This window comes from Acrocarpospora phusangensis (assembly GCF_016862995.1).
Classification (GTDB): domain Bacteria; phylum Actinomycetota; class Actinomycetes; order Streptosporangiales; family Streptosporangiaceae; genus Acrocarpospora; species Acrocarpospora phusangensis.
On record NZ_BOOA01000055.1, the window covers coordinates 32,974 to 57,875 of the forward strand.

The window sequence follows — 24,902 nt, forward strand, 5'->3', positions numbered from 1 at the left end:
TCTGAGGTATGGCCAACGTCATTAGGCACACGGGGTCGCTGACGACCGCCGAAATCGCCGCGCTCGCGCTCTCCCTCGCTCACCTCGGCGCGGGCCCGCAGTCCGTGACGGCCCGCCGCGGCCTCCGGCACGCCTTCGAACACCTCGACCTCGACGACGACGTGATCGCGACCACCCTCGCCACCCTGACCACCCCCATGCCCCCCGACGTCGCCCGCCGCGCCCGCGCGGCCGCCGGCGCCATCACCACCCGCCAGGTCATCCGCCTCCAGTACCTCTCCGCCGACTCCACCCTCACCATCCGCGACATCGAACCGGTCACCTGCCTGGTCCACCGCGACTACTGGTACCTGGTCGGCTGGTGCCGTTTACGGCGGGGCATCCGGGCGTTCCGGTTCGACCGCATCATCGCGGTAGAGCCGACGGACATCCCGGCACGGCCGCATCTGCCGGAGCGGTATCTGCCGTTCCAGCGGCGCAAGGTCGCCTAAGTTGGATAAGCGCCCGGCATGTTTTCGGGCCGGGCGCTCATCGACAGGTTGCCAGGGGTACCGGTAAGCGCCCGTAGGCCTCGCTCGCCGCCGCCTCCAGTGGGTTGCACGTCCACTCGTGGGACGACGCCTTAAGAGCGCCTGACAGAATGACCCGAGGCACCGGCCTCTCGCCGTTATCCAGCGCCGTTAACGCAGGTGACGCTGCTCGCCGCACCGGCGCCAAGCGTGATCGGCTTCATTCTGTAGGGGTTCTTCACGTCGCCTTAGTAGTCGCTGATGAGCGTGACGCATTCAGTTGATCGTTCTTGTTCGCCGGCTCGATCAGGCCGCAGGTGTCCTGACCATGACGCCGGGGCTGTTGGCGCCGGTTCGCGGGTTTCAGGCGCGCGGGGGCGAACCGGCGGCTCCGGAGGGTCGGATTCGCCTGCCGGGTCCGGGTGTGGCGGTCAGCCGCAGCAGCCGCCTCCGCAGCAGCCACCGCCGCCACCGGAGGCGCGGGGCGCGCTCGCAGCCGACGCGGCTCCTGTCACCGCCACGGTGGACAGCAGTTTCACCGTGTCGTCGTGTCCGCCCGGGCAGGTCGCGGGCGCATTCGCCTCGGCCATCGGCCGGTTCAACTCGAACGTGGAACCACAGGACCGACACCGGTAGTCATAGCGAGGCATAGGCGCATCATAATCCGTGCCGGAGCCGGCATCGCGCCGGAACGGAGCCGATCGGTTCGATCCTGCGTCTGTGATCGGCTTGACAGGATGCCATAACTACACCGCCAGGGGTATGGGCGACGGTAGGCGGACGGGGCAACAGCCGTGCCGCCGGAGGCAGTGGCCATCGGAACTGGCGGTCGCGTGTGGGACATGGGCGCGTGGTCGGCTGCGCGCGAGCGCAAAGACGGGGATGCGTGGGGAGCAACCGTCCCACCGCCGGGGGCATGGGTGACGGCAACCGGGTGCGGCAGCAGCCGTGCCGCCGGAGGCACGGACGACCGGAGCCGGTGGCCGCGGCGCCGGGGAACGTGTCCGGCTGCGCGCAAGCGCAAAGACGGGGATGCGTGGGGAGCAACCGCACCACCGCCAGCGGCACGGACGACGGCACGCGGGCGGGGAACAGCCGTGTGGCCGGAGGCATGGGCCATCAGAACCGGTGATCACGCGTGGGGGCATGAGCGGATGGCCGGCTGCGCGCAAGCGCGACAAAGGGTGGGCGGGTGGGGCAGCAACTGTGCCGCCGCCGGAGGCATGGACGACGGCAACCGGCTGCCGCAACAGCCGTGTCGGCGGAGGCATGGGCCATCGGCACCGGTTGCCGTGTGTGTCGGGGCAGGAGCCGCGTGGTTGGCTGCGCGCGAGCGCGAACGAGAGTGGGTGGGGGAAACGCTCAAGAGAAACTGATGGTTGCGTAATCGGCTACCGGGACATAGCCGATCGCTTGGTAGATCGAATTGGAGATCGGATTCGAGAGATCCGTGAAGAGAAGGATCTCCGTCGCCCCATCGTCGATCGCTTTACGCGTCGCCGCGTACGTAACCGCCGACCCGTACCCATGCCGACGAAACTCCGGCGGCGTATAAACAGGCCCAATCCGGGACATTCCCGAGATCGGCACAGAGACCCCCGCCAAAGAGACAGGCTGCCCCGCCAACTCCCACCAAACAAGCTCTTTGCGATTCAACCGCGCCGAAACAACCGGCCCAGGATCAGCAGCGGCATCCACATGCGCCTCATGCTGAAACATCCTGAACCAGTGAACAGCGGCCCCAAGATCCTCCGGCGTCGCCAGCCGAGCCCGCCCAGGGCCGTACAAAGCGGACTGCCCACCAGGCCCCATGGGCGCCACCAGCGTGCTAAGCCGGTAAAGCCGCTCCGACCGCCGCTCCTTCTCCTGCTGCCACCACGCCGACGAGAACGTGGACACGGTCTCCACCGGCCCCGTCACCCCCGGCAGTTCCCTCCCCCGATTCACCAATTGCCCCACCAACGCCGGCAACTCCGCGAACGGCGAAGCCCCCAGCAACAGCGGATACGGCGGCGTATGACATAACGCCCCCCGAACCTCCCCGTGCTCGACATACCAGCCCAGCAAAGGATCCGAGTACTGGCCGCTCCGAATCCAGCGCAACACGGTCAACAGCACCGTGTTGCGCACAGGGTCACGGAGCAGCCAGGGCTCGGCTGCTTCGGCGTAGGCCGACACGTCTGAGGTGAGCGTCCACGTCATGATTCGATTGTGCCCGTCCGATCAGCGAGGTTCAGGCCGCCGACTCCGAGAGGTAAGGAGCCCACTGCGGATCACCGTCGAATTGTGCACCAATCAGCCGCCAGTGCGCACCGCGAGGTACGGCTGGGCTGACCCGGAGCGACCATCCGATCTCTTCCAGCAGCTTGTCCGCCTTGCGATGATTACAAGGCATACACGAGGCGACGCAATTCTCCCAGGTGTGCGGGCCACCTTTGGATCTAGGGATAACATGGTCAATGGTCTCGGCCCGCTGCCCGCAGTAGGCGCAGCGGAAATCGTCCCGGCGCATGAGCGCCGCCCGTGTGAGCGGGATCCGGGACCGGTACGGTATGCGGATGTACCGCCTCAGCCGGATCACGGACGGCACGTCCAGGGTCCGGGTGGCGGATCTGAGAACCGTGCCCCTGCCGTCCCGGTGGACGACGTCGGCCTTCTCCCGTAGCACCAGGATGATCGCCCGATGCAGGGAGAGCGTGGTCAGCGGCTCGTAGGTGGCGTTGAGGAGTAGGACTTGGCGCATCAGCCGGCCTCCACGGCAGTCTCGGCGGGCTTCGCAGCCGGCCGGAGAGTGGCGTGTCGCGGTGCGACGACTGTGCGCCTACGTTGTGGCCCCACCTGTTGGGACTCGGGTGTTTCCTTCACGAAGACCTCCGCCGGACGGTCCAGCGGATGGTCACCACGGCACCGTCCTCAACCAAAGTGTGGCCTTTGCGATGACCTGTCCGCCACCCCATAACCTGGGCGACTGATACGCCTGGTGCTCTTTATGCCCCAGCGATCATCTTTTTACTCCCCGCTATTCGGGGGTACGACTCTGTCGGTGGCCTGCCCTAAAGTGCGAGCATGACGTCACCGCCATACCCACCGGCTCCCCGGTCCGACATCGTCGACGAGCTGCACGGCACCCCCGTGCCCGATCCGTACCGATGGCTGGAGGATCCGGACGCGCCCGAGGTGAAGGAGTGGCTGGAGGCCCAGGGCGAGCTGTTCGCGCAGGCCGGCCTCTCCGGCCGGGAGCGCTTCCGCGGGCGGGTCGAGGAGCTGCTGAAGTCGGGGTCGATCGGCTCCCCGACCTGGCGCGGCGACCGGCACTTCTTCATGCGGCGCACCCCCGAGCAGGAGCACGCGGTGCTCTACGTGGTCGACGACGGGGTCGAACGCGCCCTGATCGACCCGATGGCGCTGGACCCGTCCGGGCTGACCACGCTGGACGCCTGGCAGCCCGACAAGGAAGGGCGGCTGCTGGCGTACCAGATCTCGGTCGGCGGGGATGAGGAGTCCCAGCTGTTCGTGCTGGACGTGGCGAGCGGCGAGGTCCTGGAGGGCCCGATCGACCGCTGCCGCTACTCCCCGGTCGCCTGGTTGCCCGGTGGCGGGACGTACTACTACGTCCGCCGGTTGGCCCCCGACCGGGTCCCGGAGGGCGAGGAGCAGTATCACAGGCGCGTCTACCTGCATGTTCTCGGCACTCCCGCCGACGATGACGTCATGATCTTCGGCGAAGGGCTGGAGAAGACCAACTACTACGGGGTCTCGGTCTCCCGCGACGGCCGCTGGCTGACCGTCTCCGCCTCCCGTGGCACGGCTCCGCGCAACGACCTCTGGGTGGCCGACCTGGAATCCTCCCCGGTGACGGCCCCCGCGCTGGTCACCGTCCAGCAGGATGTGGACGCGCAGACCGGCCTGCACTTCGGCCGGGACGGCAGGCTCTACGTCTTCACCGACAGGGACGCGCCGCGCGGCCGGATCTGCGTGGCCACCCCGCAGGCTCCTGCGTACGAGAACTGGCGGGACCTGATCCCGGAGGACGCGGAGGCCGTGCTCAGCGACTTCGCGATCCTCGACGACCTGGACGAGCCCATCATGCTGGTGGGCTGGACCCGGCACGCGATCTCGGAGATCTCGGTGCACCGCCTCGCCGACGGCGCCAGGACGGGCTCGGTGCCCACCCCGGGGCTCGGCACCATCGGCGGCATCTCGGAGCGCCCCGAGGGCGGCCACGAGGCCTGGTTCGGCTACACCGACAACACCACCCCGCCCACCATCCAGCACTACGACGCCAGAACCGGCGAGACGACCCTCTGGGCGGCCTCCCCCGGCTCGGTGGACGTGCCCCCGGTCAGGACCGAGCACGTCGTCTACTCCTCGGCCGACGGCACCGAGGTGCACATGCTGGTCATCTCCCCCGTCGACGGATCGGGCCCCCGTCCCACCGTGCTGTACGGCTACGGCGGTTTCGGCATCTCGATGACGCCCGGCTACTCGGCCTCCATCCTGACCTGGGTCGAGGCCGGCGGCGTCTACGCGATCGCGCAGCTGCGCGGCGGCGGTGAGCAGGGCGAGGAGTGGCACCGGGCCGGGATGCTCGGCAACAAGCAGAACGTCTTCGACGACCTGCACGCCGCCGCCGAGCACCTGATCGCCACGGGCGTCACCACGTCGGAGCAGCTGGCCATCTCCGGCGGCTCCAACGGCGGCCTGCTGGTCGGCGCGGCCCTCACCCAGCGCCCGGACCTCTACGCGGCCGTCGTCTGCTCGGCCCCCCTGCTGGACATGATCCGCTACGAGCGTTTCGGCCTCGGCGCCACCTGGAACGTGGAATACGGCTCGGCCGACATCCCGGAGGAGTTCGGCTGGCTGTCGTCCTACTCCCCGTACCACCACGTCCGGGAAGGAGTCGAGTATCCGGCGACGCTGTTCACCGTGTTCGCCTCCGACACCCGCGTGCACCCGCTCCACGCCTGGAAGATGGCCGCCGCGCTCCAGCACGCGACCGCGTCCGACCGGCCGATCCTGCTCCGCAACGAGACCGAGGCCGGCCACGGCGCCCGCTCGGTCAGCAAGACGGTGGCCCTGGCCGCCGACCAGCTGGCCTTCCTCGCCACCCACACCGGCCTGGCCAAGGACCGGTAACCACACCGCCACAGCCCGGCGGGAAGCCCTTCTCAGGGCTCCTGCCGGGCGCCAGGGTCCGGCTAGCGCGGGAAGATGACGGTCTTGTGCCCGTCCAGAAGGATCCGGTGCTCCGCGTGCCAGCGCACCGCGCGGGCCAGCGCCTGGCACTCGAGGTCCTTCCCGATGGCGACCAGGTCGGCCGCCGAGTGCGTGTGGTTCACCCGCGCCACCTCCTGCTCGATGATCGGCCCCTCGTCCAGGTCGGCCGTGACGTAGTGCGCCGTGGCCCCGATCAGCTTGACCCCCCGGGCATGCGCCTGGTGGTACGGCTTGGCCCCCTTGAACGACGGCAGGAACGAGTGATGAATGTTGATCACTCGCCCGGACAGCTTGGCGCACAGATCCTCGGACAGCACCTGCATGTACCGCGCCAGCACCACCAGATCCGCCCGGTAGTGATCGACCAGGGTGAGGATCTCGGCCTCCTGCCTGGCCTTCGTCTCCGGCGTCACCGGCAGGTGGTGGTAGTCGATCCCGTACGACTGGGTGAGCGGCCGAAGGTCCGGATGGTTGGACGCGACCGCGACGATCTCGATGTCGAGCAGCCGGGAGCGCACCCGGTAGAGCAGGTCGTTCAGGCAGTGATCGAACTTGCTGACCAGCACCAGCACCCGGGGCTTCACCGCCCGGTCGAAAAGTTGTAGCTCCATCCGGAATTCGGTGGCGAGCGCGGCGAAGGCGGCGTTCAGATCGTCCATCGGCGCCTCGCCGGTGAACTGCACGCGCATGAAGAAACGGTCCTCAGCGGGATCGCCGAACTGCTGGCTCTCGGTGATGTTGCACCCTCGCCCGGCGAGCAATCCGGAGACGGCCGCGACCACCCCGGGCCGGTCGGGGCACGACAGGGTCAGCACATATTCGGCAGTCATCCGGATTCCTTAGTGGCGCGTGTCCATCGGCAAAGATGATAGCGCTCCGGTGATTTCCCGGCCCGAATGCGACAGCGAGGCACTTCGCCGTCCCTTTGTCCCCCGCGCGCCCGCGGCCATGCGCCAGATGGCAGGATTGGCGGACGTGGCTGACTCCCGACCCGCGGCCCGGGTTCTCTGCGTGGACGGTCAGGGCCGTGTGCTCCTGCTGCGCTGGCATGATCACGTGAGCGATGTCGTGTTCTGGGAACCGCCCGGCGGCGGCATCGAACCCGGCGAGACACCCTTGGAAGCGGCCCGCCGGGAACTCGCCGAAGAGACGGGGCTACCCGGCGACAACGTCCTTGACCAGTGGATTCCCGTCGAACGGGACTACCACTGGCTGGGCGTGCACTACATCAAGACCGAGCCGTTCTTCCTGGCCCGGTACGACGGCACGCCCGACGTCGCCTCGGCGGAGCTCACCCCGGAGGAGCACGGCACCTATCGGGGGCACGCCTGGCATTCCCGGGCGGAGCTGGCCGCGCTCCCCGAGCCGGTCGAGCCGCCGAACCTGCTCACGATTCTCGACCACTTACTCTGAGACGCTTCAGGACCCCGCCCGGTTACCGGCAGACCTCGGAAACTTTCATTCCACCGGACATCATTTACCTGGTGAATTGACCAGAATTCACAGGAATTAGCGATTTTTCGCCATAAAGGACGACGCTGTCTCCGCGGACCTCGCGGCTCAGTTCGCGCCAGCCGTACTTGCGGTAGAGCTCGATCGCGGCGCCCTGCTGGAGGGTGGTGTCCCCCCGCAGCAGGCTGTAGCCCAGCTCGCGGGCGCGCTGTTCGAGGAGTTCGAGGATCTGCGCGCCGTACCCGCGGCGCTGGTGCTCCGGGTGCACGCGCAGGCGGCACATCTCCGCCGTCTCGTCGTCCAGGCGGCGCAGTCCGCCCATGGCCACGATCCGGCCGCCGGGCACCTCGCCGACCAGGAACTCGCCCCGGTCGGCCAGATACACCTCGGTGATCCGGGGGAAGTCGTCGTCGTAGTAGACGCCGTCGCCGGGAGCCAGCCCGACTTGGGCAAGGCTGATCTGGTGCAGCGCCCAGACCGCGTCCAGATCGGACCAGCGATAGCGCCGCACCCGTAACGGGAAGCTCATAAACCCCCCACCAGATCGCCGAGGTCGAGCTGGGCCCGGTCCAGGGCGACGTCCCTGAGCCGGTCCAGGCCCTTGACGTCCCCGTGCTTGGTCGTCACGCCGTTGATCAGCTCGTTCACGCGGGCGATCACCAGTTCGGTGCGGTGGATCTTCTCGATCATCTCCAGCGCCCTGGTGGCCAGCTGCACGGCTTCCTCGGGGTCGCCCTCGATCAGGCGGCACTGGGCCAGGTCGAGCCGGATGAGCGTCTGGTCCAGCGGCTCGCCCTCGTACTGCCCCAGGGCCTGCTCCAGGACGACGTCCGCCTCAAGCGTCTCGCCGAGCCGTACCAGCACGTCGCCCTGGTAGAAGTAGAGTTGGCGCTCGGTGTAGCCGAACGCGGTGTCCTCCTGCTCGGAGGGGACCATCTGGGAGAACGCGGTGCGGGCCCGGGACAGCGCCCGCTTGGCCTGGTCGACCACGTCCTTCTTCTGGCCGTTGCTGCCGGCCAGCATGGCCAGCGCCCTGGCCTCCACGACCGGGGCCATGGTCTTCGCCGCGCAGGGCGTCTGACCGGCCATGTCGCGGCTCTTCTTGGCCAGGGTGAGGGCCTCGCGCGGGTCGCCGTAGTACAGCGGCACGAGCGCCTCGCGGGCCACCACCCAGGCGCGCAGCGCGCGGTCGCCCGTCTCGTCCGCCGCGGTCCTGCCGGTGCGGAAGAAGGAGCGCGCGAGCCGGTGGTCGCCCAGGTCGATCATGATCATGCCGCACAGCCCGGAGAGCTGCGCCGCCATCCGGCAGAGCCGCTCCTGCAGATCGACCGGCTGGCGCCGTTCCATCGCCTTGCGCACCGCCGCGAATTCCAGCAGCACGTCGCAGAGCAGCCGCAGCGGCGGGGTGTTCATATATTGGCGGCCGAAGCCGATCGTGGACTCCTCCCACTGATCGAGCATGGCGGGCGAGACGGTCGCCGACACCATGGTGTCGTCCATCCGCCGCCTGATGTTCTCAACCGCACCCAGGACCTGGCCGTCCAGGCTCACCGAGGTGCCGGCGAGGAGCTTCAACAGCGTCCTCCGTAGCACGTTCTCGTCCTCCTCGCCCCCGCCCGTTGAGGGGTCGCCGCCGTCCGAGAGGATCAGCAGCTCACGCGAGACGGGGGATGTGTCGGATCTTCCGTCCTGCAGGTCGCCGCCGCGGACGACGCCCGGCATGCGGTGCCCATGACCGCAGATGCACGGACCGTCGTAGCCCAAGGCGACCGGCTCGACCCGGTAGACGCAACACAGGTAGTGGAGGTATTCGGGCCCGGGGCGTTTCAGTCCGGACTCGTACGCGGACAGCAGCGTTTCCCCGATCCCCGGGATCGCCTTCCCGTCCCGCTCGAAGAGGGCGCGCACCTGCTCGATCACGTCGGCGAGCGCGATGCCGTTCGAAAGCCGGTGGGATTTGATCCGGGTGGTGCCGAACAGCGGCGAGCATGTTTCGAAGATCTCTTCGGCGATGCTCGCCAGGCTCCGTCCGGCGGCCAGGCCTCGCGCCCGGACCCGCCTCGCGGTCTCCGTCTCCTTGTGTTGCCTGCCGGACATACCGGCCCCTCTCTCGTGGCCGGCCGTACGCGCCGCCCACATGTCCCTGACCGGTCCACATCTGCTGACTCAGCGTAACCCTGAGGTCGCACTGCGCCCAGACAAAATGATGGACCAGGTTTGCCCGGCCCGGTACCGCTGTCGAACGTGCTGATTAAGGATCGTCCACCCCCGGGCTGTTTCTTTCAACCCACTTGGTGGTAACCGCATCCAGAGCTGCCGTTCCGCTTCGTTGACCGGTGCGGCCCAGTAAGTCATCTTGGGCCAACCAGCACCGAAACGCAGAATCGCAAATCACCAAAAGAGCCTGAGAAGGAGGACGAACGGTGGGGGAGGACGATTTCGGGCATCTGGAGCGCCTCGCTTCGGAGCTCGGCACTCGGGGGTTTCATGCGCGAGTGGTGCACAGTCAGACCGGCCGTGCCTTCGTCCGCGTGATCAACCCGAATGCGACCAGTCTCACCGAGAACGTCGTCTGCAGGGCGGCGGACTACTGGTGGTCCTGGGGGGAGCGGATGCACCGGGCGGATGATCCGGCCGGCGCCGCGACGAAGGTCGCACGCGTACTCGCCGCGGTGGGCGAATAACCGAAATGATCGCACCCGCGATGAACCAGGTGAAGCGCAGTCACCTCGGCATATCGCGGCCACCGCGGCTCGACGGGACCGGCGGAATGCCCGGTGCGGAACGTTCCCTGGAGCGTTGTGGCATTCCGCCGGTCCCGAAACCAGCGAATGTGATCGGTACTGGTACGTGAATTTCGTGGGCCTTCGGGCTCACGCGGCTCGGGTACGGCTCCGGCGCGGAGCCGTACCCGGCTGAATGCCGTTCGGCACGGGAGACCGGGCTGGACGGCCATCGGGGGGATCCCCCTCCCGGAGAACGGCTTGGATCTGCTTCCGGGTGCATGTCCCAGCCCTGCCAGTCGTCACAGGAAGGTCCTGTCCCGCCCTCCGCGGCCCGGGTCAGGGCCCTCACGTCTCCCCGGCGTAATGTGACGGAGGCCGGTTCGCTCGGCAATAGGGTGTTGGTCGACCAGCGTTGACCATTTTTGCCGAATGAACTGATCCGAGGGGGATCCACCTCGTGTTCCTGCTCTCCCCGAGCCCGAGCCCGACACCGAGCATCACGCCCAGCGTGACGCCCACCCCATCCCCCAGCCCGTCCCCGCTCATCGATCTGAAAGAGGCCGGCCAGCACCTGGTCGAAGCGTGCTCGCAGGGCGACGGCATGATCTGCCAACTGCTGAACGCCCTGCTCCCGATGCGGGGCGCCTACCCGGCGTGGATCCAGCTGGCCGCCGGGGTGGCGGACGTGATCCTGATCGTGGTGCTGATCCTGGTCGCGGCCATGGTGGTCAGGAAGATCGCGCACCGGCTGATCACCCGGATCACGCTGCGGGCCGGCGAGGGCGTGCTGCCGGACCGGCTGCGCCGGACCGCCACTCCCGAGGACGCCACCTCCGCCATCCTGAGCGAACGGCGCAGGCAGCGCGGCGACACCCTCGGCTCCGTGCTGCGCAGCATCGCCTCCGTGGTCATCCTCGGCACCGCGTTCCTGACCATCGCCACCAAGCTCGGCATCCCGATCGCCCCCTTACTCACCAGCGTGGGCGTGCTCGGCGTGGCCGTCGGCTTCGGCGCGCAGGAGCTGGTCAAGGACTTCATCGCCGGCATGTTCATGCTGGTCGAGGACCAGTACGGCGTCGGCGACGTGATCGACACCGGCGTCGCCGTGGGCACCGTCGAAGCGGTCACCCTGCGCATCACCCGCCTCCGCGACGCCGACGGCAAGGTCTGGTACGTCAGGAACGGCACCATCACCCGCGTCGGCAACGAGTCCCAGGGCTGGTCGAGGGCGGTGATCGACGTTCCCGTGGCGTACGACGCGGACGTGATCCGGGTACAGGAGCTGCTGAAGACGATCACCACGGAGCTGTGGGAGGACTCGGACTTCCGGGACACCCTGATCGTCGAGGAGCCGCAGGTCTTCGGCATGGAGCAGATCTCCGACTCCGCCGTGATCTTCCGGGTGAGCGTGAAGACGGTGCCCGGCGAGCGCGCCACCGCCGCCCGCGAGGTGCGCCGCCGCATCAAGCGCGCCTTCGACGAGAACGGGCTCGTCTTCGCCGCCTGACCCACTGCCGGAGGAATCTTCCTCCGGCGGGGAACAACGCGGGATGAGAATTGTCCCCCGGGACCCGCGCCTTGACTGGTGAGTAGCTGTCTTAGGCTGAACCTGTGACCAGCGAGGAGAGTTTTTACGACCTCATCGGCGGCGAGGACGCCTTCAAGCGCCTCGTCCACCGGTTCTACGAGGGTGTGGCCGAGGATCCCCTGCTACGTCCGCTCTACCCGGAAGAGGACCTCACCGGAGCCGAGGAGCGGCTGCGGCTCTTCCTGATCCAGTACTGGGGCGGCCCGAACACGTACAGTCAGGAGCGCGGCCACCCCCGGCTGCGTATGCGGCACGCGCCATTCGTGATAGGCGAGGCGGAGCGGGACGCGTGGCTCAAGCACATGGGCGACGCCGTCGAGAGCCTGGAACTCCCTGAGGAGCAGCACCAGAAGCTCTGGCAGTACCTCGTGTACGCCGCGCACAGCCTGATAAACGCTTAGACGCCGTCATCGCGGGGCAGCCAGTGACACATGGACCAAATCCCCTGGTGGCATGACGCCGTCGTCTATGAGATCTACGTACGCAGCTTCGCCGACGCCTCGGGTGACGGAGTGGGTGATCTGGCGGGGGTGCGGTCCCGCCTGCCGTACCTGGCGGAGCTGGGGGTGGACGCGATCTGGCTGACGCCCTTCTACCGGTCCCCCATGGCGGACGGCGGCTACGACGTGGCCGACTACCGCGACGTCGACCCGCTCTTCGGCGACCTGGCCGAGTTCGACGCGCTCGTCAGCGCGGCGCACGAGACCGGTCTCCGAATCCTGGTCGACATCGTGCCCAACCACAGTTCGAGCGCCCATCCGTGGTTCCAGGAGGCGCTGAAGGGCATCGGCAGGGACCGCTACATGTTCCGGGACCGGCCCAACAACTGGCTGTCCGTCTTCGGCGGCCCGGCCTGGACGCAGCTGCCCGACGGGCAGTGGTACCTGCACCTGTTCGCGCCGGAACAGCCGGACTTCAACTGGCACAACCGCGAGGTCCACGAGGAGTTCCTGGACATCCTGCGCTTCTGGCTGGACCGCGGCGTGGACGGCTTCCGCATCGACGTCGCGATGGGCCTCTACAAGGCCGACGGCCTGCCCGACACCCAGCCGGGCTTCAGCGCCGCCTCCCCCATCTGGAGCCGCCCGGAGGTCCACGAGGTCTACCGCGAGTGGCGCAAGGTCCTCGACTCCTACCCCGGCGACCGCGCCGCCGTAGGCGAGGTCTGGACCGACTCCGCCGACGACTTAGCCCGCTATGTACGCCCCGACGAGCTCCACCAGAGCTTCAACTTCGCCTGGCTGGAAGCCCCCTGGTCGGCCACCGCCTTCCGCAAGGTGATCGACGACACGCTGGCCGCCGTCCCCGCGCCCACCTGGGTGCTCTCCAACCACGACGTGGTCCGCCACGTCACCCGTTACGGCGAGGGCTCCCTCAATCCGGCCGCCGGGCCCGCTCGCGCGCACGCCGCCCTGCTGGCGATGCTGGCGCTCCCGGGATCGGCGTACCTCTATCAGGGGGAGGAACTCGGCCTTCCGGAGGTCAAGGACATTCCCCCAGAAGCGCGCCAGGACCCCATCTTCTTCCGCTCCAACGGCGAGATCCCCGGCCGCGACGGCTGCCGCGTCCCCCTCCCCTGGTCCGGTACGGCCCCGCCGTACGGTTTCGGGTCGGGCGGCAGCTGGCTCCCCCAGCCGGACGCCTGGGCGGACCTCACAGCCGAACGGCAGGCGGGCGACCCGGCCTCGGCGCTGTCCTTCTACCGGCGCGCCCTGGCCACCAGGAAGGCCATGCGCGGCACGCTTCCCGGCACCATCTCCTGGCTCGACAGCCCGCCCGACACGCTCTACTTCAGCCGGGGAAGCCTCATCTGCGCGGTCAACTGCGGCGAACAGGCGGCCGAACTCCCCGCCCACCACCAGGTCCTGATCTCCAGCGGCCCGCTCGACGGCGACATGCTCCCGCCGGACACGGCCACCTGGCTGCTCACCCGGTGAACTTCTCCAAGTAGGCCCGCTCGTCCTCGGTGAGCCGCCGCGGCCTGCCCTCGGCCGCGTCGTAGGCCACCATGACCGAACTCGCCTCCACGAAGACCACGTCCTCGTCCCGAATCTCGTACGCCAGGGTGAAGCGCACCGGGCTGACCGAGGTCACCCAGGTCTCCACCCGTACGGGTTCGGGACGGAACGTCAGCGCCCGCCGGTAGTCGATCTCGTGCCGCGCCACGACCAGCCCGCGGTGCGGCCGGCCGCCCGCCCGGATCGGTTCCAGGTAGAGCATGGCCAGCCGCGCGTCCTCCAGGTAGTCGAAGAACCGCACGTTGTTGACGTGCCCCAGCTGATCGATGTCGGCGAATCGGATCTGCCGGGAGAAGACATGCCGCACGTTACTCGCGCGTCAACTTGCGGTAGGTGACCCGGTGCGGCCGGGCCGCGTCGGCGCCGAGCCGCTCGATCTTGTTCTTCTCGTAGTCCGCGAAGTTGCCCTCGAACCAGAACCAGTTCGAACCCTCTTCCCAGGCCAGGATGTGGGTGGCGATACGGTCCAGGAACCACCGGTCGTGCGAGGTGATGACCGCGCAGCCGGGGAAGTCGAGCAGCGCGTTCTCCAGCGAGGAGAGCGTCTCGGTGTCGAGGTCGTTGGTCGGCTCGTCCAGCAGGAGCACGTTGCCGCCCTGCTTGAGGGTCAGCGCCAGGTTGAGCCGGTTGCGCTCGCCGCCCGACAGCACGCCCGCCTTCTTCTGCTGGTCCGGGCCCTTGAAGCCGAACGCGGCGATGTAGGCCCTGGACGGCATCTCGACGTTGCCGACCTTGATGTAGTCCAGCCCGTCGGAGACGACCTCCCAGACGTTCTTGGCGGGGTCGATCGCGGCGCGGGTCTGGTCCGCGTAGGAGATCTTGACGGTCTCGCCGATGGTGATCGAGCCCTTGTCCGGCGTCTCGCTGCCGGTGACCATGCGGAACAGCGTGGTCTTGCCGACGCCGTTCGGGCCGATCACACCGACGATGCCGTTGCGCGGCAGGTCGAAGCTGAGGTTGTCCATCAGCAGCCGGTCCTCGAAGCCCTTGGTGAGGTTCTCGGACCGGATGACCGTGGTGCCCAGGCGGGGCCCCGGCGGGATCTGGATCTCGTCGAAGTCGAGCTTGCGGAACTTGTCCGCCTCGGCGGCCATCTCCTCATACCGCTGGAGACGGGCCTTGCTCTTGGTCTGGCGGGCCTTGGCGTTGGAGCGCACCCACTGGAGCTCGTCCTCCAGGCGCTTCTTGCGCTTGGCGTCCTTCTGGCCCTCCACCTTCAACCGGGCGGCCTTGGCCTCCAGGTAGGTGGAGTAGTTCCCCTCGTACGGGTAGCAGCGGCCGCGGTCGAGCTCCAGGATCCAGCCGGCCACGTTGTCGAGGAAGTAACGGTCGTGGGTGACGGCCAGCACGGTCCCCGGGTACTTCTCCAGGTGGGACTCCAGCCACTGCACGCTCTCGGCGTCGAGGTGGTTGGTGGGCTCGTCCAGCAGCAGCAGGTCGGGCTGCTCCAGCAGCAGCTTGCACAGAGCGACCCGGCGGCGCTCGCCACCGGAGAGGGTGGTGACCGGGGAGTCGGCGGGCGGGCAGCGGAGCGCGTCCATGGCCTGCTCCAGCTGGCTGTCGAGCTCCCACGCGTTGCGGTGGTCGATCTCGTCCTGGAGCTTGCCCATCTCGTCGAGGAGCTCGTCCGAGTAGTCGGTGGCCATCTGCTCGACGATCTGGTTGTAGCGGTCGAGCAGCGCCTTGGTCTCGGCGACGCCCTCCTCCACATTGCCGAGGACGGTCTTCTCCTCGTTGAGCGGCGGCTCCTGCTGGAGCATGCCGACGGTGAAGCCGGGCATCAGCTTGGCCTCGCCGTTGGAGGTGTTCTCGATGCCCGCCATCATCTTGAGCAGGGTGGACTTGCCGGTGCCGTTCGGACCGAGCACGCCGATCTTCGCTCCGGGCAAGAAGGAGAGCGTGACGTCGTCAAGGATCACCTTGTCGCCGACAGCTTTGCGCACACGTCGCATCGTGTAGATGTACTCGGCCATGGGCTCAAGCTTAGTGGGCCGCGGCGGACGTGCCGTCCGTCGGCGGATTCTGGGTGGCGGGCAGGCAGATACGGTCTCGGCCGAGTTCCTTGGCCCGGTAGAGGGCCAGGTCGGCGGCGGCGAGCAGCTCGATCAGATCGTCCCCGTGCATGTTCATGATCGCGACTCCGGCGGAAATGGTCACGGTGATCATCGCGTCGTCGGCGGCCACGGCCATCCGGCCGACCCTGGTCCTGAGCCGCTCGGCGACCCGGCGCGCCTCGGCCACGTCGGCCCTGGGCAGGAGAACCACGAACTCCTCACCACCGAACCGCCCGACCACGTCGTAGTCACGCAGCTGACTGCGCAACGTGGCCGCCACCCCGATCAGAACCTGATCACCGACCAGATGGCCATAGGTGTCGTTGACCCGCTTGAAGTGATCGATGTCGACGATGAGCAACGCCAGCATCTCCCCGGTACGGCGAGCCCTGACGATCTCGGTGTCCGCCTCGCGCTGCCAGGCGGCGGCGTTGAGCAGGCCCGTCTTGGGGTCGGTCCGCGCGGCGGCCTGAAGCTGCGCGTGGAGCAGGCTGCGCTGCAGCAGCATGACGGGCGGCAGCGCGAGCAGCAGCAGGGCCAGGTTGAGCCCGCACAGGATGGCCACCGAGACGCCCAGGCAGAGCTCGACCGCGTCGAGCAGCAGGCTCTCGCGATCCCACAGCACGTCCCGCCAGCGGCTGTCGGGGTCGGCGGTGTGGGCGGCGATGGCGATCAGCGCGGTGTTCAGCACGGTGAACAGGGCCGCGCAGGCGACCGCGGTCACAATCGGCCAGCCGGTGCCGTGCGCCAACTCCCCCGGATCGGCCACGCGGGCGTGGAAGACCACCGAGGCGGCTCCGGCGGCCAGGCCGATCGCGGCCGCGCTGAACACCCGCCGGTAGGTGACGGTGGCCCGGACCCGCAACTGCAGCAGGATCTGCAGCGGGATCGGCGCCACCAGCGCGTAGACCGGCGGCAGCAGCAGCGCGGCCGGCAGCCACCAGGCGGAGAGCAGGTCCCGGTGCACCCCGGCGGGCATGCCGAGCCGCCGGGTCGCTTCGATGCAGACCGCGCCACAGGCCGTCAGGGCCAGGAACGTGGCCAGGTCGGCGACCGCGAACGTGGTGGTCGCGGCGAAGTAGCAGATCGCGGCCAGATCCAGCGCCACGATCGCCACCAGGTACAGCACCAGCGGACGCCGCTGCGCCAGCAGAGGCCACCGGCCGCCGCGTGCGGGCATGCCGCCGAGCGGTTTGGCCGAGGTCTGACTGGGCGCCGTCATCCCGTCCCCCAACGCATCCATACGCTGACTCCAGCGTCTCACGATGTGTAACACAATAGTTGCGGAGTGTGCGGCGTGCGATGGGAACCGCTACCTTGGGCACCGTGGCCATTCGTTCTGATGGCCTGGGGGCTGTTCTGTGGTGATTCGCCACAGGCCGCCCGTTGGTGGGGAACCGCTCCTTCGCGGGGGCGGGCCGTGTGGGAAAGGAGCAGCCATGGTGCGGGGCGTCACCTGGACCTGATCTGGTGCTCTTGCAGCGACGCGGATCGTCGCCATCGGCCGATCTCCGGTCCCCTGATCGAGGGCACCGGCCGCGCACGGCCGATGCCCCCTCCCCACGTCAAGCTGCCAGCGGCATCGCGTTGTCAGGCCACGGAGTCTCGTTCCCGTCGTCCTTCGAACCGTCGGCGGCGCTGACAACACCGGCGGCATCGCCGTGTTCGTCGTTCGACCCTTCCGCATGGCTGTCGTAAACGGCGTCGAGGCTGTCCTGCTCGTCGTCGGGCCGGCCCGCGCCGCCTTCCAGCAGGCGCAGCGTGCTGGGCGGGACCGCCACCGTGGCGAGTTCCCATTCGCGGGTGGCGTCCTCCATAGCCCGGAGGTCACGAGGGGCGGCGACCGGGCCCGAGGAACCGCGCACCGGACGCTCGAAGCTGGTGATCCCCCATTTGAGGTCGTGGCCGACCGAGACCGCCTCCACCTCGACCCAGAAGCGCTGCTCTCCGCCCCGCTCGAACTGCTTCACCCGCAGCTTGCCCGACACCACCACCGGATGGCCCCGCCGCACCGACTGGGCCACATGATCGGCCAGTGCCCGGTAGCAGCGCACGGTGTAGTAGGTGGTCTCCCCGTCCTGCCAGGTCTGCGTCTGGCGATCCAGGAACCGGCGGTTGACCGCGACCCGCATCGAGGTCGCCCGGGACCCGTCACCGAAGTGGAACTGTTTGGGATCGTCGGTGACATTCCCCGACAGGGTGACGTAGATCTCGCTCATGAGTGCCTCCACGGTCCGGACCCTCGCCGGACTCGCACTCACCGTCCCGCGGGCCACCCTGGCGGCGAGCGGCCGAACGCCGCTCTGTGGATAACGCCCGCACTGTGGACGAACGGCGAGCGCCGGTCAGCGTGAAGGGCTGTGGACAACCGAGTTATCCACAGCCCTTCAAGCGGCGGCCTAGTACTTCGCGGTATTCAATGCCTCGTGATAATCGTTGTAGCGCTGCAGCTCGCGCTCCACCGGCTCCACCACCAGCTCCTGCGCCACGCCGGAGACCCGGCGGCGCATGTCCCGCTCCAGCCGGTCCCGCTCGGTCCCGGCCGCCAGCACCACGAAGTTGCGGCTGGCCACCGCGGAGAGCAGCCCGACCCCGAGCACGCTGACCATCATGAGCAGCACCCAGGGCAGCACGTCGAGGTCACCCAGCAGCTCCGTGGGCGGCGGTCCCGTCTTGAACCCGCCGTAGGCGATGATCGCACCGGTCACGCCGAGACCGGCCACGAACAGCAGGACCAGCAGGTACTGCCAGATCTTGGCCAGCCACCACCAGGCCGGCACCCGGTCCAGCGGCGGGGCGATCTCGCCCAGCTCGTCGGTCAGCACCTTGGGCAGCTGACCGGAACGCGACCTGGCCGCGTCCCTGATGCCGTCCTGCCAGACCTCGGGCATGCCCTGGCTGAGCCCGTCGGAGAGGGCCTGCACGGCGTTGTCCACCTCGGCGGGCTGGGCTCGGACCGAGCCGCCGACGAGGGTGCGGATGTCGTCCTTGACGTCGCCGAGGCGCAGGCTCTTGAGCGGATCCGGCCGCAACCTGCCCGCCCACCGGGCGTACGGCCAGCCGACCCAGTCGATCGAGCGCACGCCGTAGACGTTCTCGATGGCCTCGCCCACGGCGGGGGCGCCGACGGCGTCGCAGAGCGCGTCGGTGAGCCCCACCCGGCGGGCCCCGTCCACAGTGGGCTCGACGTGCAGCACGTCGGGCATGTCCTTGGCCACCCGGAGCATGAGCTTGTCGAGGTCGGCCTCCAGGCGGAGGTAGCCGGCCCGGCGCGCGCTCACCGACTCGGCCAGCACCGCCTTCAGGCTGTCGATGCCCTTGCCGTTCGTCGCCGAGGTGGCCACCACCTTCGGATTGGCCACGCCCTCCCGCTCCAGCAGGTCCTCCAGGTCGGCCACGCAGATGGCCTGCTCCTCCGGGGTCAGCCGGTCGGCCTGGTTGAGCACGAAGACGGTCACCGCGTCGTGTCCCGCCAGCTCGGCCACGTAGCGCCGGTGGGTGGCGGCGTCGGCGTACTTCTGCGGGTCGAGCACCCAGACGATCAGGTCGGCGGCGGTGATCAGCCGGTCCGCCTCGTTGTCGGTGAGCGCCCGGATGGAGTCGTGGTCGGGCAGGTCGAGCAGGATCAGGCCGTGCAGCTGGCTTTCGCCCTTGTCCAGCGCGCTGGCCCGGGCGAACCGGTGCCGCCACTGGATCTGCAGCCAGTCCAGCAGCGGCGCGGCGCCCTCCAGGCCCCACACGCAGGCGTGCGTGCGGGCCGTGGTCGGGCGGCGCACCCCCGTCGGCGAGAGTTCGAGCCCGGAGACCGAGTTGAACAGGGATGACTTGCCGCTGCCGGTGCCTCCGGCGAGCGCCACCACCGTGTGGTCGGGCGAGAGTTTGAGCCGGTTGCCGGCTCGCAGCAGGAGCTGGGTGGCCTCGTCGAGCAGCTCCGGATCGACCCGTCCCTGGCCCAGCTCGACCACCTTGGCGAGGGCGGCGAGCCTGGTGCCGAGTCCGTGCCGGGGTTCGGCGCTGATTGTCATCGGGCGACCTCGAGGTTGTAGGTGGCCTGGTACAGCCGGGTTGCCGCGGCCTCGTCCGGGATCCCGGCGCTGTCCAGGGCGTCCACGTAGCGCAGGGTCTCGTCGTCGAAGAGCAGGCCGATCCTGGCCCGCAGGTCGCTCCGCGCCTTGGCGCTGATGCTGCGCAGCGACTCGGCGCCGAGCAGCCCGCGCAGCAGCCGCTGCGGCAGGGCGCTGTTGCCGGAGCCGACCGACACGTCGGTGGTCCCGTATCCGAGCAGACCCACCGTGAAGATCAACGACAACGACTGCACATCGAAGGAGACCAGCTTGGCCACCGAACGTTTGGTGACGCCCTCGGTCCTGATCAGCTCGGTCACGTGGTCCTGCCACGAGGTGACCATCCGGGCGGTCCGGCGCACCGCCTCCTCGGTCGGGCGGCCGAGACCGGGGATGGCGGCCAGCTTGTCGCCGGCCCCGGCCCGCTGCCGCCAGCGGGTGACGACCTCCTCGGCGGCGCGCTGGGCGGCCGAGGTGATCACCGATTCGAGGCCGGTGTGCAGGGCACCCTTGAGCGCGCGTAGCCGTTCCGGGCCGTGCTGGCCCGACTTGGAGGCGCGGCGCAGCTGTAACGTGCGCATGAGATCACCGGATCCGGCGAAGTCCTGCCACCGGGCCAGCACCTCGCCGCGCAGCAGCGAGCCGTTCCTGGTCGCCTCGTCGATCTCGGCCAGCGCGCTCATGTACGCGGAGTCCACGTCGGAGCGCAGGTCCGCGCGGAGCGCCACCTGGGTCTCCAGGTGGCGGGCGAGTGCCGGGACACGGTTGCGGAAGCTGTTGAGCACGCCGTTCAGGGTCATCTGGATGGCCTGGGTGCGCCGCTGGTCGTCCACGGACAGTTCGGCCAGCCACATGCGCAGCTCGGTGACCTGGTCGTCGGGGAGGCGGCCGTTGGTGACCGCGGTCTCGTTGACGACGAAGCGTTCGACTTCGCCCAGGCCGTACTCGTCGAGCATGCGGACGAAGTGCTTCACGATCACGTCGCGGGACTTGACGGGGACCCGGGACAGGATGATCACCAGGCGGGCGTTGCGCTCCTTGGCCAGGCGGAGCAGGCCCCAGGAGGGGGCGTCGGCGTACCGGGCGGCGGTGGTGACGAACACCCAAAGGTCGGCGGCGTCGAGCATGCGGTGCGCGATCTGGTGGTGTTCCTCGACGACCGAGTCGATGTCGGGGGTGTCGAGCAGGGCGACGCCCTGGGGCAGCCGTTCGGTGGGGGCGATCACGATGCTGTCCACGCCCGCGCCCTCGCCCGGCTTGTCCAGCCTGGTCAGGCCGGCGAGCAGGTCGCCCTTGACGAACCAGTCGCGGTCGTCGGGATGACAGGCCAGGACGGGCGTACCGGTGGTCGGGCGGCGGACCCCGGTGGCGCTGACCTGCTGCGCCGCGAGCGTGTTGACCAGGGTGGACTTGCCCGCGCCGGTGCTGCCCGCGACCACGATCAACGCGGGGGCGGTGCTCATGTGCACGCGCGGGATCACGTAGTCGTCCAACTGCGTCAGGACGGCGGCCTGTGCCTTGCGCGCTTCGTCGGCGCCGGGCACGTCGAGTCCGAAATGCAGGCCGGTGACGGCTTCCCTGAGCTGGTTCAGCGCGGACGTCAACGCGGCCGAGACCGTCGTGGGCAGCTTCTCCTCATGGACGGGTTCCGTGAACTCGCGGACGGGTTCCGTGAACGTTCCACTCGCCTGCGGCGACCCCGCCGCGTCACGGGGGATATTCCACCGGGTATCGTCGGTGGAGCCGCTGGCGGCGAAATGGCCTACGGAGCGGCTTTCGGGCTTCTCTGGTTCGGGAGAATCGGCCGCGAAAGGCTCAGGGTCGGCGGAGTCGGCGACCTGGTCTGCGATGTCGTCCAGGGTTGCGTCATCCGCGGAGTCCGAAAGATCATCCGGACGGTCCGTGAGGCCGTCGCTCTTGGGGCCGCTGCCGGCCTTCGGCGGATGTGTGGCGGGCGAGGACACGGAATTGTCCTCCTTGGTGCTCGCCGTTTCGATAGAAGAGTCCGGCTCACGTTTAGGACTGTTCGCCCTGGCGATCGGCGTGAACGCGTCGCGAGGCGGAGAATCGCTCGCGGAATCGCGTGGCGCCTTGGTTCTGGAGGGCGGGGTGAAATAACTCCGCGGTTCGTCGGATTCACCGAATTCCGACTCCGCAGGAGTTTTGTCGGATTCCGCCGCACCAGGCTCCGCGTCGGACTCCGAGGCGGAGGGGGCTCCTGGTTCGGGGTCCGGCTCCTCCGCTGGGGTCGAACTGACCGACAGGTGGGCCCAGGCGCTCTCCGATTTCCTGCCCGCCGACCCTTCCTGGGCCGGGAGGACCTTCGCCTTGGCGGCCGTGACGGCAGCAGAGTTGATCACTGGTTCCGGAGTGGAGTCCGGTGGCGGGTCGTCGGGCCTGATGGCGCGGAACGACGCCGTCTGCTCACCAGGACCCTCGTCGACCTGGTCATTCACGATTTCTCCCGAGGCGCCGCTCGCTGGGTCACCCGGTGCGTCACCGGAAGCATGCTCGTGTCCGGGCACGTTGGCGGCCGACTTCACGGAACCCGCTCCGCTCGCACCATCTCAATCTCCTGGCCGACTCCGACGACGTCCCCGACGATCACGATCGCCGGGGGCCGAAGCCCGGCGGCGGTCACTCGCTCCGCCACAGTGGACAAGGTGGCGATTACTGCGCGCTGGGTGGGAAGAGTACCGTCCTGTACCACCATTACGGGAGTTTCCGGCGAACGTCCGTCACCTTGCAGCCTTTCGGCGATCTCAGCGATACGTTCAACCGCCATCAGAAGTATCAGGGTTCCCTGGGATCGCGCCAATCCCATCCAGTCCACCGTCGAATCCGGATGCCCCGGCGGCACGTGGACGGAGACCACGTGGAAGTCCTGGCTCACCCCGCGATGGGTGACCGGAACCCCCGCCGCGGCCGGGACCGCCACCGCGCTCGTGATGCCGGGCACCACGGTCACCGGGATGTCCGCCTGCGCGCACGCGATCATCTCTTCGCCACCGCGCCCGAACACGAACGGGTCGCCGCCCTTGAGGCGGACCACGAAACGCCCGGCCTTGGCGTGTTCGACGAGCAGTTCGTTGATGCGTTCCTGGGACAGGAACCGCCCGTACGGCACTTTCGCGGCGTCGATGAGTTCGACGTCGGGCGGGAGTTCGTCGAGCAGGCTGCGCGGGGCGAGCCGGTCGGCCACGACCACGTCGGCCTGGGCGAGGAGTTGGCGGCCGCGGACCGAGATCAGGCCGGGGTCGCCGGGCCCGCCGCCGACCAGGGCCACGCCGACCGGTTTGGTGCGGTGGCGGCGGGCGTCGACCGTACCGTCCCGGAGGGCGCTCACCACGGCGTCGCGGATTCCGGCGGCGCGGCGGGGGTCGCCGCCCGCGGTGACGGCGATGCCGACCTCGTCGACCCGGCCGCTCGCCGGGGTCCAGGCGGCGGAGGCGTCCTTGTCGTCGGCGCGTACGCACCAGATGCGTTTGGCGTCGGCTTCGGCGGCGATGGCCGTGTTGGCCTCACGGTTGCTGGTGCAGGCGTGGACCAGCCAGGCTCCGTCGCAGTCGCCGGGCTGGTATCGCCGGCGCTCCCAGATCACGCGGCCGTCGGCGATCAGGTCGTCCAGGGCCGGGGTGACGCTCGGCGAGACCAGGGTGATCGACGCACCCGCGTCCAGGAGGGCGGGCACCCGGCGCTGGGCGACGCGGCCGCCTCCGACGACAAGCACCCGCCGTCCGTCGAGCTGCAGTCCGAGCAGATAGGGCGCCATCTCTCCCCATTGGGTCAACACCAGTCTGTTTAAGAGGTAAACCTACCTCCTGACCTGTGACGCCACTCACGAGATGGGCCTTATCGCCCGTCAAACAAGGGCTTCAGCGCCCTTCGGGCCGGGACTACGGCGCGCTACGTGCCTCAACGTCCTTCGAGCAGGGGCTTCCTGGGGTTCCAGGGTTCGCCTCCCGCGGCGACCTCTCTCCGGCGGGCGATGGCGGACAGCGCTTCGAGCACGACCCGGTTGCCGAGGAAGGCGGTGATGTCAGCATGATCGTACGGCGGGGCGACCTCGACGACCTCGACGCCGAGGACCGGCAATTCGTAACAGATGCGGCGGACCGCGTCGAGGAGTTCACGGGCGGTGAGGCCGCCGGGCTCGGGTGTGCCGGTGCCGGGGGCGTGGCCCGGGTCGCAGACGTCGATGTCGACCGAGAGGAAGATTCCGTCGCAGTCGTCGAGGGCGATGGTGAACGCCTCGGTGAGGCATTCGGGGAGGCCTCGGGCGACGATTTCCGTCATTTCGTAGGAGCGCATGTTCTGCTGGGCCATCCAGCTGAGGATCTTCGGGCCTGGCCAGTAGCCTCGCAGGCCGAGCTGGAGGAAGCGGTCGCCGCGGATGGCGCCGGATTCGATCAGGCGGCGCATGGGCTGGCCGTGGCCGTACAGGTGGCCGAACTCGATCTCGCCGGTGTCGGCGTGGGCGTCGAAGTGGATCATGGAGACTCGGCCGAAGCCGTGGTGGCGGGCGACGCCTCGGGCGTCGGGGAGGGCGATGGTGTGATCGCCGCCGAGGATGATGGGGATGGCGCCGGATTTGGCGATCGTGTAGACGGCGGCCTCGATGTCCTTGATCGAGTTCTCGATGTCGCCCGAGTAGCATTCGACGTCGCCGGCGTCGAGGACTTTGAGATCTTTGAGGCCGTCGACTCGGAGAGCCATGCTCGGGCGGGAGCCGTCGTGGGCGAGATAGCACGCCTGGCGCAGGGCCTGTGGTCCGAAGCGGGCGCCGGGGCGGTTGCTGGTGCCTCCGTCGAAGGGCGCTCCGACGATCACGACGTCGGCGTCGGCGAAGGTGCTCTCGTCGGTCAGATCGCAACGCTCGACACCGAGGAACGTGATATCTGGCCCGAACATGGGCCCATACCTAGCCATACCTCCATCTTCTACCCCAAGTCCCAGTGGTATCGGTCAGTCACCAGTCTGACAGGGGGCGGCACCGACTTCGCGTTCGGCCTACGACGCGCAGGGCCCAGTCACCAGTTCGACCGGGGCGGCATCCCGCCGTTTGTCCGGCGAGGTACCGCGAGGCGCGACTTTCTGGGCATGGGATATCGAAAGCTCCAGAGGTCTACGGGCAGGGCGGCCGAGGGGCGGGCGGCCGATCCCTGTCTCGTCGAAGTCCCGCATTGGCCTGTTGGCGAGGTGATTGCCACGTCGAGAATTCCCGGTCTGCCAGGCGATGGTCATCTCGTCGAACGCCCCCGGATGTTCTGGCGG

General features: G+C 68.9%; 21 protein-coding genes. 7 read left to right on the forward strand and 14 right to left on the reverse strand.

Annotated features, from left to right (window positions below; all coding sequences use genetic code 11):
• The first annotated feature begins 8 nt into the window (after positions 1 to 8).
• Positions 9 to 491, forward strand: coding sequence for a helix-turn-helix transcriptional regulator (locus tag Aph01nite_RS28445; protein ID WP_204044086.1), 483 nt, complete (start codon positions 9 to 11; stop codon positions 489 to 491).
• Between the two features lie 449 nt (positions 492 to 940).
• Here the strand turns inward: Aph01nite_RS28445 and Aph01nite_RS28450 are convergent, their stop codons facing one another.
• The 3 genes from Aph01nite_RS28450 to Aph01nite_RS28460 form a co-directional block, all read right to left on the reverse strand.
• Positions 941 to 1,159, reverse strand: coding sequence for an FmdB family zinc ribbon protein (locus tag Aph01nite_RS28450; protein WP_204044087.1), 219 nt, complete (start codon positions 1,157 to 1,159; stop codon positions 941 to 943).
• Between the two features lie 712 nt (positions 1,160 to 1,871).
• Positions 1,872 to 2,711, reverse strand: coding sequence for a GNAT family N-acetyltransferase (locus Aph01nite_RS28455; RefSeq protein WP_204044088.1), 840 nt, complete (start codon positions 2,709 to 2,711; stop codon positions 1,872 to 1,874).
• 31 nt (positions 2,712 to 2,742) lie between these two features.
• Complete coding sequence (locus Aph01nite_RS28460) at positions 2,743 to 3,252, reverse strand: HNH endonuclease (protein ID WP_155336186.1); 510 nt, start codon at positions 3,250 to 3,252, stop codon at positions 2,743 to 2,745.
• A gap of 323 nt (positions 3,253 to 3,575) precedes the next feature.
• Here Aph01nite_RS28460 and Aph01nite_RS28465 point away from each other — a divergent pair, with 323 nt between their 5' ends.
• Positions 3,576 to 5,645, forward strand: coding sequence for a prolyl oligopeptidase family serine peptidase (locus tag Aph01nite_RS28465; RefSeq protein WP_204044089.1), 2,070 nt, complete (start codon positions 3,576 to 3,578; stop codon positions 5,643 to 5,645).
• 62 nt (positions 5,646 to 5,707) lie between these two features.
• Here the strand turns inward: Aph01nite_RS28465 and purU are convergent, their stop codons facing one another.
• Positions 5,708 to 6,556: a formyltetrahydrofolate deformylase gene (gene purU / locus Aph01nite_RS28470; RefSeq protein ID WP_204044090.1), complete on the reverse strand. Its 849-nt coding sequence runs from the start codon at positions 6,554 to 6,556 to the stop codon at positions 5,708 to 5,710.
• Positions 6,557 to 6,701: 145 nt separating this feature from the next.
• Here purU and Aph01nite_RS28475 point away from each other — a divergent pair, with 145 nt between their 5' ends.
• Positions 6,702 to 7,139, forward strand: a complete 438-nt coding sequence (locus tag Aph01nite_RS28475) for an NUDIX hydrolase (protein ID WP_275419304.1) — start codon at positions 6,702 to 6,704, stop codon at positions 7,137 to 7,139.
• A gap of 64 nt (positions 7,140 to 7,203) precedes the next feature.
• Here Aph01nite_RS28475 and Aph01nite_RS28480 read toward each other — a convergent pair whose 3' ends face one another.
• Entirely contained in the window at positions 7,204 to 7,707 is a 504-nt protein-coding gene (locus Aph01nite_RS28480; protein ID WP_204044092.1) for a GNAT family N-acetyltransferase, read from the reverse strand.
• Positions 7,704 to 9,275, reverse strand: coding sequence for a tetratricopeptide repeat protein (locus Aph01nite_RS28485; protein ID WP_204044093.1), 1,572 nt, complete (start codon positions 9,273 to 9,275; stop codon positions 7,704 to 7,706). The genes Aph01nite_RS28480 and Aph01nite_RS28485 overlap by 4 nt, the downstream gene beginning before the upstream one ends.
• A gap of 326 nt (positions 9,276 to 9,601) precedes the next feature.
• On the opposite strand from Aph01nite_RS28485, the gene Aph01nite_RS28490 reads away from it, so the two are divergent.
• From Aph01nite_RS28490 to Aph01nite_RS28505, 4 genes are all read left to right on the forward strand, one after another.
• Positions 9,602 to 9,862 carry a hypothetical protein gene (locus Aph01nite_RS28490; RefSeq protein WP_204044094.1) on the forward strand — a complete coding sequence of 87 codons (261 nt, stop codon included), beginning with the start codon at positions 9,602 to 9,604 and terminating at the stop codon, positions 9,860 to 9,862.
• Between the two features lie 499 nt (positions 9,863 to 10,361).
• Positions 10,362 to 11,411, forward strand: coding sequence for a mechanosensitive ion channel family protein (locus Aph01nite_RS28495; protein WP_239162045.1), 1,050 nt, complete (start codon positions 10,362 to 10,364; stop codon positions 11,409 to 11,411).
• 104 nt (positions 11,412 to 11,515) lie between these two features.
• The gene (locus Aph01nite_RS28500) at positions 11,516 to 11,893 is read left to right on the forward strand and encodes a globin (RefSeq protein WP_204044095.1); all 378 of its coding nucleotides are present in this window, start codon (positions 11,516 to 11,518) and stop codon (positions 11,891 to 11,893) included.
• A gap of 30 nt (positions 11,894 to 11,923) precedes the next feature.
• Entirely contained in the window at positions 11,924 to 13,429 is a 1,506-nt protein-coding gene (locus tag Aph01nite_RS28505; RefSeq protein WP_204044096.1) for a glycoside hydrolase family 13 protein, read from the forward strand.
• Here the strand turns inward: Aph01nite_RS28505 and Aph01nite_RS28510 are convergent.
• From Aph01nite_RS28510 to speB, 8 genes are all read right to left on the reverse strand, one after another.
• Positions 13,419 to 13,817, reverse strand: coding sequence for an acyl-CoA thioesterase (locus tag Aph01nite_RS28510; protein ID WP_239162046.1), 399 nt, complete (start codon positions 13,815 to 13,817; stop codon positions 13,419 to 13,421). The two genes, Aph01nite_RS28505 and Aph01nite_RS28510, sit on opposite strands and share 11 nt — an antisense overlap.
• A gap of 1 nt (position 13,818) precedes the next feature.
• The gene (gene ettA / locus Aph01nite_RS28515; protein WP_204044097.1) at positions 13,819 to 15,483 is read right to left on the reverse strand and encodes an energy-dependent translational throttle protein EttA; all 1,665 of its coding nucleotides are present in this window, start codon (positions 15,481 to 15,483) and stop codon (positions 13,819 to 13,821) included.
• 10 nt (positions 15,484 to 15,493) lie between these two features.
• Positions 15,494 to 16,807: a GGDEF domain-containing protein gene (locus Aph01nite_RS28520; protein WP_239162047.1), complete on the reverse strand. Its 1,314-nt coding sequence runs from the start codon at positions 16,805 to 16,807 to the stop codon at positions 15,494 to 15,496.
• Positions 16,808 to 17,129: 322 nt separating this feature from the next.
• Positions 17,130 to 17,783: a single-stranded DNA-binding protein gene (locus Aph01nite_RS28525; protein WP_204044098.1), complete on the reverse strand. Its 654-nt coding sequence runs from the start codon at positions 17,781 to 17,783 to the stop codon at positions 17,130 to 17,132.
• Positions 17,784 to 17,963: 180 nt separating this feature from the next.
• Entirely contained in the window at positions 17,964 to 19,589 is a 1,626-nt protein-coding gene (locus Aph01nite_RS28530; protein WP_204044099.1) for a GTPase, read from the reverse strand.
• Positions 19,586 to 21,592, reverse strand: coding sequence for a GTPase (locus Aph01nite_RS28535; RefSeq protein WP_239162048.1), 2,007 nt, complete (start codon positions 21,590 to 21,592; stop codon positions 19,586 to 19,588). Before Aph01nite_RS28535 ends, Aph01nite_RS28530 begins: the two co-directional genes overlap by 4 nt.
• 575 nt (positions 21,593 to 22,167) lie before the next feature.
• Positions 22,168 to 23,400 carry a uroporphyrinogen-III C-methyltransferase gene (cobA, locus tag Aph01nite_RS28540; RefSeq protein WP_204044100.1) on the reverse strand — a complete coding sequence of 411 codons (1,233 nt, stop codon included), beginning with the start codon at positions 23,398 to 23,400 and terminating at the stop codon, positions 22,168 to 22,170.
• Between the two features lie 143 nt (positions 23,401 to 23,543).
• Positions 23,544 to 24,539 (reverse strand): agmatinase, encoded by a 996-nt coding sequence (gene speB, locus Aph01nite_RS28545; RefSeq protein ID WP_204044101.1) that lies wholly within the window; start codon positions 24,537 to 24,539, stop codon positions 23,544 to 23,546.
• Between the last annotated feature and the right edge of the window lie 363 nt (positions 24,540 to 24,902).